This is a genomic window from Catenulispora subtropica (assembly GCF_039531675.1).
GTDB classification, from domain to species: Bacteria; Actinomycetota; Actinomycetes; order Streptomycetales; family Catenulisporaceae; genus Catenulispora; species Catenulispora subtropica.
In genome coordinates this window covers 70,221-81,605 of sequence record NZ_BAAAQM010000050.1, presented here as the reverse complement: position 1 = coordinate 81,605, position 11,385 = coordinate 70,221, and the positions used below count along the sequence as shown (strand labels likewise).

Sequence of the window (11,385 nt, the reverse complement as noted above, 5' to 3'; positions counted from 1 at the left end):
TCTTCCGCAGCCCCTACACGCTGCCGCCACCCGCCAACGCCCCCGGACACGCACCCGGACCCCGACCCGCACCCGCACCCACACCCACACCCACACCCACGAACTGCGAGCCCCCGCGCACCAGCTACGCCACCGGTCCGCCCGATCCCCGGTCGATGAACTTCGTCGCCAGCACCACGGAGCGCGGCGCGGAGTCGTCGCCGTCGATCCGGCCGAACAGCAGCTGCGCGGCGGTGCGGCCGAGCGCGGCAGGGTCCTGGCTGACCACCGAGACCGGTGGGTTCAGCTTGTCGGCCAGCAGGAAGTCGTCGAAGCCGACCAGGGCGAAGCGGCGTGAGGCGCCGGCGTCGACCGCGCCGAGCGTGACCAGGTCGTTGCCGGAGAACAGCGCGGTCGGCGGAGTCGGGGAGGCCATCAGCTCGTGGATGGCCGTGGCTGCCTCGCGGTGGCCGCGTAGTCCGTGCCGGACCAGTGGCGGTTCGACCGTCAGGCCGGCGGCGGCGAGGGCTTCCTCGTAGCCCGCGAAGCGCTCGCGCTGGGTCCAGATCTCCTGGCGGTCCCCCACGTACGCGATCCGGCGGTGCCCGTGCTCCAGGAGGTGGCGCACCGCGGCGCCGGCGCCGGCGCGGTTGTCGACCGCGACACAGTCCACGGACAGCCCGGCCGCCGGACGGTCCACGCAGACCACCTTGACGCCGCGGGCCATCTGTTCGCGGAAGAACGCGCGGTTGCCCCCGGTCGGCACCAGCACCAGGCCGTCGACCTGGCGGGCGCAGAAGGCGGAGACCACGTCGCGCTCGCGCTTCGGGTCGTCGTTGGTGCTGCCGACCAGGACCAGGAAGCCGCGACGGTAGGCCTCGTCCTCGACCGAGCGCGCCAGCGCGGAGAAGAACGGGTTCGCCAGGTCGTCGACCACCAGGCCGATGGTGCGTGAGTCCTGCGCCTTGCGCCGCAGGTTCCGCGCGATGTCGTTACGCTGGTAACCCAGTGTCCTGATGGCCTCCTCGACGCGCGCCGCGGTCCGCGGCGCCACGCCGGACTCCCCGGCCACCACGCGCGAGACCGTCATCAGCGACACCCCGGCCGCCCGCGCCACGTCCTTCATCGTGGGCCGCTCCGCCATCCACCCTCCCTCTCCCGCGGTTAACGTTACCAGCCTCAAATCCGGCCTGCGCGGCATTGACAAGTCTTCTCAGGGGCCAGACAATCCCCGGTGCGCTGTGAACGTTCACAGGCCCACCCGTCACCCACCGCCACCCGTTAAGGAGACGCTACGCGTCACGGCGCCCATTGCGAGTCAGCCGCCTTCCCGAGAGAAGAGACATCGTGACCGGTTCGCACCACAGCACCTCGGCCAGGCGCAGATCGCGCCTCAGCTCCCTGATATCGACCGGAGCCCTGGTCGCCGCCGCCACTGTGGGCGGCACCGCCCTGGGCGCCGGGACCGCGCACGCCGCGGGCTTCGTCGCCGACCCCGCCTCCACGGTCAACACGCTGGTGATGACCAGTGGCGGCGGCAACGACTTCCCGGGCGCGGACGTGCCGTTCGGCATGGTCCAGTGGAGCCCGGACTCCCCCAACGGCAGCCGCAACGACGGCGGCGGCTACGACTACGGCGCCACCTCGACCCGCGGCTTCAGCCTGACGCACATGGCCGGCCCCGGCTGCGGCGCGATGGGCGACGTGCCGGTGCTGCCGATGACCGGCGGGCTGCCGTCCGGCGACCCGGGCGTGCACGACGAGCCGCTCTCGCACACCGGTGAGGTCGGCAACGCCGGGTACTACACGGTGAGCACCGGCTCCACCCCGGTGAAGACCGAGCTGACCGCGACGCCGCACACCGGCATGGCGCGCTTCACCTACCCGTCGACCACCCAGGCCGACGTCCTGCTCAAGCTGCTGGACAGCCAGAACGGCACCTCGGCGAGCACGGCGCAGATCGTCGGGAACAACGAGGTCACCGGCTCGGCGACGAGCGGCAACTTCTGCGGTGAGGCCGGCAGCTACACCGTGCACTTCGACATGGTCTTCGACCAGCCCTTCACGGCCTCGCAGATCATCACCGAGACCGGCCAGCCCGGCCCGAACTCGGTGTTCCTGACCTTCAACGCCAGCTCGAACCACGTGGTGCAGGCCAAGGTCGGGCTCTCCTTCGTCAGCGCCGCCAACGCCTCGGCGAACCTGGCCGCGGAGAACTCGGGCTTCGACTTCAACGCCGTGCAGAGCGCCGCGCACAGCTCGTGGAACACGCTGCTGAACAAGATGCAGATCGCCGGCGGCACCGCGGCGCAGCAGCAGTTGTTCTACACCTCGCTGTACCACGTGCTGCTGCACCCCAACCTGGTCAGCGACGTCAACGGCCAGTACATGGGCTTCGACAACGCGGTGCACACCGCGCCGAGCGGGCACGGGCAGTACGACCAGTTCTCCGGCTGGGACGTCTACCACGCGCAGACGCAGCTGTCCGCGCTGGTCGCCCCGTCGCAGACCTCGGACATAGCCCAGTCGCTGGTGAACGACTACGCCCAGGGCGGGACGTTCCCGCAGTGGGGCTTCATGAACTTCTACAACTGGGTGATGGCGGGCGACCCGGCCACCGCCGCCCTGGCGAACTACTACGCCTTCGGCGCCACCGGCTTCGACACCTCCACCGCGCTGACCGACATGGTGCACGAGGCCACCACGGACAACAACGTGCGCCGCGGCACCACGCTGGAGAACACCTACGGCTACCTGCCCGACGACCTGTACAACGGCAGCCTCGGCTGCTGCAACGTGCACGGCTCGGCGGCCAGCCTGCTGGAGTACGACCAGGCGGACTTCGCTCTGTCCCGGTTCGCCGCCACCCTGGGCGACTCGGCGAACGCGACCAAGTTCAACGTCCGGGCCAACAACTGGAAGCACATATTCAACACCGGCAACGGTCTGATCAACCCCGTGAACTCCAACGGCGACTTCGTCGGCATCACCTCGACGAGCGGCAACGGGTTCATCGAGGGCACCGCGGCGCAGTACCGCTTCGTCGTGCCCTTCGACCAGCCGGCCGAGGCCAAGCTGCTGGGCGGCAACGCGGCGACCAACTCGATCCTGGACTCCTTCTTCACCACGATGGACGGCTCGAACGGCGACCAGTCGTTCCTGTCCAACGAGTTCGACCTGGGCACGCCGTGGTTCTACAACTGGACCGGCGCCCCGTCGCACACCCAGTCGGTCGTGAACCGCATGCTGAACCAGTTCTACAAGGACACCCCGACCTCGGCGGCCTTCCCGAACAACGACGACCTGGGAACCATGTCCGCCCAGTACGTCTGGGGCGCGCTGGGCATGTACCCCGTGACGCCGGGCAGCGGCGACCTGATGTTCAACAGCCCGATCTTCACCCAGGCCGTGGTGCACCTGCCCAGCGGCGGCACCATGACGATCAACGCCCCGGCCGCGTCGGCCGCCAATTACTACGTGCAGTCGCTGAACGTCAACGGCGTCGCGTCCACGGCGAACTGGATGTCGCAGGCCACGTGGAAGAACGGCGTGACGCTGGACTGGACGCTGGGCTCCTCGGCCTCGTCCTGGGGCAGCGGCGCCGGCGACGCCCCGCCGGCCTACGACGCCAGCAGCACCCCCGGCGTCGGCCCGATCACCTCGGGCATCGCCGGCAAGTGCGCCGACGACAGCAGCCGCGGCACGGCCGACGGCAACAAGATCCAGCTGTGGGACTGCAACGGCACCGTGGCGCAGCAGTTCACCGTCAAGCCGGACGGCAGCCTGGGCATCATGGGCAAGTGCATGGACGTGAAGAACAGCGGCACCACCAACGGCACGCTGGTGCAGCTCTACACCTGCAACGGCACCGGGGCGCAGCAGTGGCGGCAGCAGGCCGACGGATCGCTGCTGAACCCGCAGTCGAACAAGTGCCTGGACGACCCGAACAGCACCACGACCAACGGCACCCAGCTGCAGATCTACGACTGCAACGGGACGAACGCGCAGAAGTGGAAGCTGCCGTCCTGATGGTGTGAGCCGACCAGAAAACAAATCAGGGGCCCGGCTCGACTGCGAGCCGGGCCCCTGATCGCCATCAGCTGCGCGCGTGCGCCAGCAGCCGCTCCACGTTGTCCATCGCGTAGGGGAAGTCCGCGCCGAGGATGATGTGGTCCGCGCCGGCGTCCAGGTAGGACTGGTAGTCGTCGATCTCGTCGTCGCGGATCATGACGGTGCGCTCCACGGCCTTCGGGTCGCGCCCGACCTTCGCGCACCACTCGTTCAGCACGTTGTTCTTGTGCCGGAAGTTCTCCACCGGCCCGAAGGTGTTCCACAGGTCGGCGTACTCCGCGACCAGGCGCAGCGTCACCTTCTCCCCGCCCCCGCCGATCATGATCGGCAGGTCCGCGGCGGCCGGCTTGAGCTTGCCCAGCCGCTCCTTGATCCGCGGCAGTGCGTCGCGCAGCGCCCGGAGCCGGTCGGGCGCCGTACCGAACTCGTAGCCGTACTCGTCATAGTCACGCTGGAACCAGCCGGCGCCGATCCCCAGGATGTGCCGGCCGCCGGAGAGCTGGTCGATGGTCCGCGACATGTCGGCCAGCAGCTCGGGGTTGCGGTAGCTGTTGCAGTAGACGAGCATGCCGAACCGCGCCTGGGTCGTGGTCACGGCCATCGCCGCGAGCAGACTGGACCCCTCGAAGTGCGTCCCCTCCGGATCCCCGGTCAACGGATAGAAGTGATCCCACGTGAAGATCGCATCGACCCCCAGCGCGTCGGCCCGCTCCCAGGCCTGGCGCAACGCGGTGATGTCGGTGTGCTGCGGGCGGATCTGAACGCCCACTTTGAATCTCGCCATGCGCGGCACGTTATCTCTGGCGGGCGCCCCCGCGACACCGGGTAATTCCGCAACGAGACGACGTTCAGGCTAATGGCGCACAAAAGGCGCTCGATCCGGTCGGGCCCTTGACGCCGTCCGTCCTCTCCCAGTTCGCTGGACCGATGACGGACCAGCACGGATGGCACCCCGCGCCCGACCAGGCCATCGCCCGCCGCAACTCCCTCGGCGACCTCCTCCGTCGGAGCGCCGCCCGCGATCCCGACAAGCTCGCGCTCGTCTTCGGCGCCGTGCGCCAGACCTTCGCCGAGCTCGACGCGACCGTCAACCGGGCGGCGAACGCGCTGGCCGCGCAGGGGATCGGCCGCGGCGACCGCGTGGTGCTGCTGGCGCACAACTCGCACGGGTTCGTCGTCGCGTACTTCGCGCTGGCGCGGCTGGGCGCGGTCTCCGTACCGGTGAACTTCATGCTCGGCCCGGAGGAGATCGCTTACGTCGTCACGCATTCCGGCGCCGTCGCGGTCATCGCCGAGGACGCGCTGTGCGGCACGGCGGACCGCGCCTGGGCAGCCGCCGGAGCGACACCGCTGCTCAAGGCGGCCATCGGCACGGAGCACGGGCATCCCGAAGGCTGGCTCGACTTCACGGCCTGGTACGCCGACGAGGACGCCGACGCCACCGAGCCGCAGGTCCCCGTCGGCGACGACGACCCGGTCCAGATCATGTACACGTCCGGCACCGAGTCCCGCCCCAAGGGCGCCGTGATGACCACGCGCAACCTGGTCGCGCAGTACACCAGCGCCATCGTCTCCGGCGACATGGCCGCCGGAGACGTCGAGGTCCACGCCCTCCCGCTGTACCACTGCGCGCAGCTGCACTGCTTCCTGACGCCCGACGTCCAGCTCGGCGCCACCAGCATCGTCCTGCCCGGCGCCGATCCGGCCGCGATCCTGCGCACCGTCGAGGAGGAAGGCGTCACCAAGCTCTTCTGCCCGCCGACGGTCTGGATCGCCCTGCTACGCCACCCCGACTTCGACGCGCGCGACCTCCGCTCGCTTCGCAAGGGCTACTACGGCGCCGCCGCGATGCCGGTCGAGGTGCTGGCGGAGCTACGGCGGCGGCTGCCCGCGTTGCGGCTCTACAACTTCTACGGCCAGACCGAGATGTCGCCGGTGGCGACCGTCCTCGGCCCCGACGACCAGGAGCGCAGAGCCGGGTCGGCGGGCCGGGCCGCGCTGAACGTCGAGACGCTGGTGGTCGACGACGACGGCCGGGAGGTGCCGCGCGGCGAGGTCGGCGAGATCGTGCACCGCGGCCCGCACACGATGCGGGGCTACTGGAACGACCCCGAGCGCACCGCCGAGGCGTTCCGCGGCGGCTGGTTCCACAGCGGCGACCTCGGGATCATGGACGACGAAGGCTACCTGCGGGTGGTCGACCGCAAGAAGGACATGATCAAGACCGGCGGCGAGAACGTCGCCAGCCGCGAGGTCGAGGAGACCGTGTATCAGCATCCTGCGGTGGCCGAGGTGGCCGTGTTCGGTGTGCCGGATCCGTACTGGATCGAGATGGTCTGCGCCGCCGTGGTCGTGAAGCCCGGAATGGACCTGGCACCGGAGGAGGTCGTCGACTTCTGCCGCGCCCGGCTGGCCGGCTTCAAGACGCCCAAACGCGTGGTCATCGTCTCGGCGCTGCCGAAGAACCCGTCGGGGAAGGTGCTCAAGCGCGAGCTGCGGGCCGCCGCGACGGCCGATTGATTTCCCCGTTGTGTGGCTTGATCCATGCATGGCGACGCATATCGCTGAGGCGATGGCCATGATCGGCCTTGTCATCGGTATGGTAACCATCTGATCGCCAGTCGAGTCATACGGGATGGGGACGATGCAGACTCTCGGGGCCGGGGACCCGCAGCGGATCGGGCCGTACATCCTCACGGCCCGGCTCGGCACCGGGGGCATGGGCAGCGTCTATCTCGGATGGGATCCCGACGGCCGGCCCGCCGCCGTCAAGGTCGTCCGCCAGGACTTCCTCCAGGACCCTGACTTCCGGGCCCGCTTCCGCCGCGAGATCTCCTCGGCGCGCCGGGTGTCCGGCCCCTGGATCTCCCGGGTGCTGGACGCCGATCCGGACGCCGAGTCGCCGTGGCTGGCCACCGAGTACGTCGCCGGCCCCACCCTGGACGCCGCCGTGACCCGGTTCGGGCCGCTGCCCACCGAGACGGTGGCGGTCCTCGCGGAGTGCCTGGGCCAGGCGCTGCGGGCCGTGCACGAGGCCGGGGTGGTGCACCGCGACATCAAGCCGAACAACATCCTGCTGGCCGCCGACGGCCCGCGCCTGATCGACTTCGGCATCGCCCGCGCCACCGACGACACCAAGCTGACCGCCACCCACGCCGGCGTGTTCGGCGTGGCCGGCTTCATCGCGCCGGAGCGCATCGAGCGCCAGGCGCTGCTGCCGGCCGGCGACGTGTTCGCCGGCGGCGCCGTGCTGAGCTTCGCGGCCACCGGCCGGATGGCGTTCGGCGGCGGCGAGCCGGTGACGGTGGCCTACCGGGTGGTGCACGCCGAGCCCGACCTCGCCGACCTCCCCGAGGAGCTCCGGCCGCTGGTGACGGCGTGCCTGGCGAAGGACCCGGCGCAGCGGCCGGACGCGGGGCGGATGGCGGCCACCGCCGCGCGGCTGCGGGGGACGAGCGACTGGCCGGGCGTCCCCACCACGCCCGACTGGTCCGACGCGTCCGCGACGGATGACACGTACGAGTTGGCTTCGACGTGGCTGCCGGAGCCGTTGGCGCGGCACACGGTGCGGGATTACGACCTGACGGCGGGGTTCGCCGCGGCTGAGACGGCTCGGTTGAACCTGGCGCGAGGTGGTGGGGCAGGTAGCGGCGCCGGGGCCGGCGGCCAGCGGTTCGACACGCCGCGGTTCGAGACGCCGCGTATGGAGACCCGGCTTCCGACGCCTCCGCCGATGGTCAGCCCTTACAACCCCGGGCCTCCCCCCGCCGAGGGCGGTCCGCGCGGGCGGGGCAGGCAGGCTCCCCCGAGCCGCAAGAAGCCGGTCGCGATCATCAGCGGCGTGGCGCTGGCCGTCGTGGCGGTCGCCGGGGCCGTGATGTTCTCCTCCCAGGGGAGCGACCACAAGGACTCGACGGCTCTTCAGGGCGCCACCGCGAGCGGCCAGTCCTCGGCGCCGGGACAGAGCCCGTCGGGCAAGGACGCGTCGGACATCTCCGGCAACGGCAGCGCGCCCCGCTCGGGAGACAACGTGCCGACGTCCGCCGCGGCCCCCGCCTCCGGCGGCAACCCGGCCTCGAACCAGGCACCGTCCTCCTCCGGCGGCGCCCCGGCCGGCGGCCAGCAGCCGTCCTCCAGCGGGGGCTCGACGGCCCACCCGCCGAGCTCGTCGGCGTCCCACAGCACGACGGCGGCCCCACCGTCGTCGGCCGCGTCGACGTCCAAGCCGGCCCCGTCGACCTCCCAGCCGGCACCGCCCGCCCCCGCGCCGGTCCCGTGCAGCGGCACCACCTCGACCTCCCAGGGCACCGGCTACAACTGCCCGTTCGACACCCCCGGCGACGGCTCGAGCGGCGGCTCTCCGGTCTACACCAGCAGCGGCTCGATCACCGGCTACCTGCACCAGGGCACGAACTGGGTCCTGTGCCAGGCCACCGGCCGCACCCAACACCAGGGCCAGTACTACAACAAGTGGTGGGCCTGGACCGCCTCCGACCACGGCGGCTGGGGCTGGGTGAACGCGGTCTCCGCCGCGGGCGGCGACAACGACGGCGACTTCGGCGGCGTCCCGCTGTGCGACGGCGCGCACGGAGCACCGCCGGCGTAACCGGAGCACCGCCGGCGAAAAACACATCGCCCGCGCATCGGTGGTCTGCGATGCTGCGGGCGTGGGGATGTTGGACGCGGTCGCGACACGGGTCGCCGCCGGTGAGCGGGTCCGGTTCCGCCCGACCGGGACGTCGATGGTGCCGCTGATCCGCAGTCGGCAGCAGGTGACGGTGGCGCCGGTGGAACCGGCGAAGCTGGAGACCGGCGACATCGTGTTGGTGCGCGTGGCCGGGACGACGTATCTGCACCTGGTGTCGGCCGTGGACCACGCGAACGCGCGGGTGCAGATCAGCAACAACCGCGGGCGCGTCAACGGGTGGACCGGGCACGCGCGCGTATTCGGGATCTGCGTCGAGATCGAGGGCGTGGCGCGGGCGGGGACTATGGGGAAGGTGGCGGAGGGTTCGGCTTAAGCCACCGCCCGCTGTCCCCCGTCCAAAGCCGGCCACGTCCGCAACCCCCGCACCAGCCCCAGGAAAGCCCGCTCCGCCGGTGACAGCAACCGGTCCCGCCGGTAGGCGACCACCACCGGTCGGGACCGCAGCGCCGGCTCGATCTCCAACACCACCAGCCTGCCCTCGCGGACCTCGGAGTCGATGGCGTGTTCGGAGATCAGGGATATGCCGAGACCGGCGGCGACCGACTGCTTGATGGTCTCGGGGCCCCACATGTCGGCCTTGGCCATGTCGTCGAGGTCCCAGCCGATCAGGGCGGCTTCCTGGAGGTCCCGGGTCTGGGAGCCTGGTTCGCGGAGCAGGAAGCGTTCGCCGGCGAGGTCGGTGGGGGTCAGGGGGCCGCGGGGCGTGCCGTCCGGCCGGCGGGTCAGTGCGTGGCCTGGCGCGGCGACCAGGAGGAGGCGTTCGTCGAGGACGGTCTCCGTCTTCAGCTGGGGGGCGCCGGGCTGGCCCGCGACGATCGCCAGGCCCAGTTCGCCGTCCAGGAGGCGTTTCACGATCTGGCCGTTGTTGCCCACCACGATGTCGCACTCGATGTTGCGGTGGCGGTCGCGGAAGCGGGCCAGCAGGCGCGGGAGCAGGTAGGTGCCGACCGTCGTCGTGCCGCCGACCTCCAGCCGGCCGGACTGCACGCCGGACACTTCGCGGATCGCGGCGACCGCTTCCTCGGTCAGGAGGAACACGCGGCGGGCGTACTCCACCAGGACCTCGCCCTCGGCGGTGGGGCGGATGCGGGGGCCGGAGCGGTCGATGAGAGTGGTCTGGAGCGACTGCTCGAGGTTGCGGACGTGGTTGGAGACCGAGGGCTGGCTCATGTAGAGCTTCTGGGCCGCCGCCGAGAAGCCGCCGCTTTCGACCACTGTCATGAAGATCGACAGACGGTGCAGGTTCAGCTGTGTCACGCTTCGGCCCTTCCCACCCGAGAATGTCTCCGGCGGTCCCGGGACGTGCCGGAACACGCCCCGTTGACCGTCAGCCTAGCCAGCGGGGTTAACGGTGGATAGATCTCTAGCGACCGGCGCGGATCTTGGCGATGGACGTTTCGAGGCTCGTCAGGAACCGTTCCAGCACCGGCAGCGGCAGTTCGCCCATCGTGGAGACGCGGAAGAACGTCTTCGCCAGGTCGCCCTGTCCGGCGTAGATGACGAAGCCCTCGTCCTTCAGCGCGTCGTGCAGTTCGGAGTAGGTGATGCCCTCGGGCAGGTAGATCATCGAGATCGAGTTGGAGCGGTGCTCCTCGGGGATCAGGATCGACAGGCCCAGCCGCTCGAAGCCGGCGCGCACCAGGGCCGCACGCTCCTTGTACTCCGCCACCCGCGCCGCGACGCCGCCGCGCTCCTCCAACTCCTTGATGGCCTCGTCCAGCGCGAAGCACACCTGCACGGCCGGGGTGAACGGCACGTCGCCCTTGCGCTGCCCCGTCAGGTAGGTGTCAGCGTTCAGATACAGCGAACGGACCGGGACCTCCTGGATGCGCTCGATCCCCTTGGCCGAGCACAGGATGAACGAGATGCCCGGCAGACCGTGCAGGCCCTTGTTCGCGGTGCCGCAGATGATGTCGGCGTGGAGATCCTCGTGGCCCTCGTCCTCGATCGCCGTGGCGCTGATCGCGTCGACCAGCAGCAGCACGCCGGCCTCCCGCGCGACCGCGCCGATGGCGCCGACCGGGTTGATCATGCCGGTGGTGGTCTCGTGCTGCACCACCGCGACCGCGTCCACGTCCGGGTGCTCGGCCAGCGCCGCGCGCACCGCCTCCGGATCGGCCGGCTCGGTCCACGCGCTGGTGACCGAGTGCACGGCGATCCCGTTCACCTCGGCGATCTTCGCCAGCCGGTCGCCGTAGACGCCGTTGCGGACCACCAGGATCGAGCGGCCGGCGCGCACCGCGCTGATCACCGCCATCTCCATCGCCGAGGTGCCGGAGCCGGTGACGACGATCGCCTCGTGCGTGTCGCCGACGTTCAGCACCCGGCTCAGCCCGGAGCGGATGGACGCCAGCAGCTCGGAGAACTCCGGCTCGCGGTGGCACCAGTCGCCCCGGCCCAGCGCGGCGCGGACGCGGTCGGTGGTGCAGGCCGGACCGGGGTTGAGAAGAACGAGGGGGCCGACGGAGGTCTCAGTCATGCCGCTCAGGCTAGGCGGCTGATCACGAGGCGCGCGATGCCCGTTCTGGCATGGCCCCCATAGCTGAAACCTTGGGGGCGCCCGACCTCCCGTCCCACCCCTTGAGTTAGTCTGTCGTTCACCTTCCGTTCACCTATCGAAGGGCTCG

Annotated in this window: 8 protein-coding genes; 4 read left to right on the top strand and 4 right to left on the bottom strand. The window is 70.7% G+C overall.

Features of this window, described 5'->3' with window-relative positions:
* Nucleotides 1–124 precede the first annotated feature (124 nt).
* Entirely contained in the window at nucleotides 125–1,123 is a 999-nt protein-coding gene (locus ABD466_RS33425) for a LacI family DNA-binding transcriptional regulator (RefSeq protein WP_344661227.1), read from the bottom strand.
* Nucleotides 1,124–1,326: 203 nt separating this feature from the next.
* On the opposite strand from ABD466_RS33425, the gene ABD466_RS33420 reads away from it, so the two are divergent.
* Complete coding sequence (locus ABD466_RS33420) at nucleotides 1,327–4,008, top strand: GH92 family glycosyl hydrolase (RefSeq protein WP_344661226.1); 2,682 nt, start codon at nucleotides 1,327–1,329, stop codon at nucleotides 4,006–4,008.
* 67 nt (nucleotides 4,009–4,075) lie between these two features.
* On the opposite strand, the gene ABD466_RS33415 is transcribed toward ABD466_RS33420, so the two are convergent.
* A complete protein-coding gene (locus tag ABD466_RS33415) occupies nucleotides 4,076–4,834 on the bottom strand; it encodes an LLM class F420-dependent oxidoreductase (RefSeq protein WP_344661225.1) in 759 nt (252 codons plus the stop codon).
* A 143-nt stretch (nucleotides 4,835–4,977) separates the two neighbouring features.
* Between ABD466_RS33415 and ABD466_RS33410 the strand changes: the two genes are divergently transcribed.
* The 3 genes from ABD466_RS33410 (at nucleotide 4,978) to ABD466_RS33400 (ending at nucleotide 9,071) form a co-directional block, all read left to right on the top strand.
* Nucleotides 4,978–6,570: an acyl-CoA synthetase gene (locus ABD466_RS33410; RefSeq protein ID WP_344661224.1), complete on the top strand. Its 1,593-nt coding sequence runs from the start codon at nucleotides 4,978–4,980 to the stop codon at nucleotides 6,568–6,570.
* A gap of 124 nt (nucleotides 6,571–6,694) precedes the next feature.
* Nucleotides 6,695–8,656, top strand: a complete 1,962-nt coding sequence (locus ABD466_RS33405; protein WP_344661223.1) for a serine/threonine-protein kinase — start codon at nucleotides 6,695–6,697, stop codon at nucleotides 8,654–8,656.
* A 67-nt stretch (nucleotides 8,657–8,723) separates the two neighbouring features.
* On the top strand, nucleotides 8,724–9,071 hold the full coding sequence (locus ABD466_RS33400) for a S26 family signal peptidase (protein ID WP_344661233.1): 348 nt from the start codon (nucleotides 8,724–8,726) through the stop codon (nucleotides 9,069–9,071).
* Here ABD466_RS33400 and ABD466_RS33395 read toward each other — a convergent pair.
* Together ABD466_RS33395 and ABD466_RS33390 are read right to left on the bottom strand one after the other, a co-directional pair.
* A complete protein-coding gene (locus tag ABD466_RS33395) occupies nucleotides 9,068–10,015 on the bottom strand; it encodes a LysR substrate-binding domain-containing protein (protein ID WP_344661222.1) in 948 nt (315 codons plus the stop codon). The two genes, ABD466_RS33400 and ABD466_RS33395, sit on opposite strands and share 4 nt — an antisense overlap.
* A gap of 106 nt (nucleotides 10,016–10,121) precedes the next feature.
* Nucleotides 10,122–11,237 carry a pyridoxal-phosphate-dependent aminotransferase family protein gene (locus ABD466_RS33390; RefSeq protein ID WP_344661221.1) on the bottom strand — a complete coding sequence of 372 codons (1,116 nt, stop codon included), beginning with the start codon at nucleotides 11,235–11,237 and terminating at the stop codon, nucleotides 10,122–10,124.
* Nucleotides 11,238–11,385 lie beyond the last annotated feature (148 nt).

Bases quoted from the DNA above. Each gene is read 5' to 3' on its own strand.
- ABD466_RS33425 (WP_344661227.1), bottom strand. From the start codon at position 1,123: ATGGCGGAGCGGCCCACGATGAAGGACGTGGCGCGGGCGGCCGGGGTG.
- ABD466_RS33415 (WP_344661225.1), bottom strand. From the start codon at position 4,834: ATGGCGAGATTCAAAGTGGGCGTTCAGATCCGCCCGCAGCACACCGAC.
- ABD466_RS33410 (WP_344661224.1), top strand. From the start codon at position 4,978: ATGACGGACCAGCACGGATGGCACCCCGCGCCCGACCAGGCCATCGCC.
- ABD466_RS33405 (WP_344661223.1), top strand. From the start codon at position 6,695: ATGCAGACTCTCGGGGCCGGGGACCCGCAGCGGATCGGGCCGTACATC.
- ABD466_RS33400 (WP_344661233.1), top strand. From the start codon at position 8,724: ATGTTGGACGCGGTCGCGACACGGGTCGCCGCCGGTGAGCGGGTCCGG.
- ABD466_RS33390 (WP_344661221.1), bottom strand. From the start codon at position 11,237: ATGACTGAGACCTCCGTCGGCCCCCTCGTTCTTCTCAACCCCGGTCCG.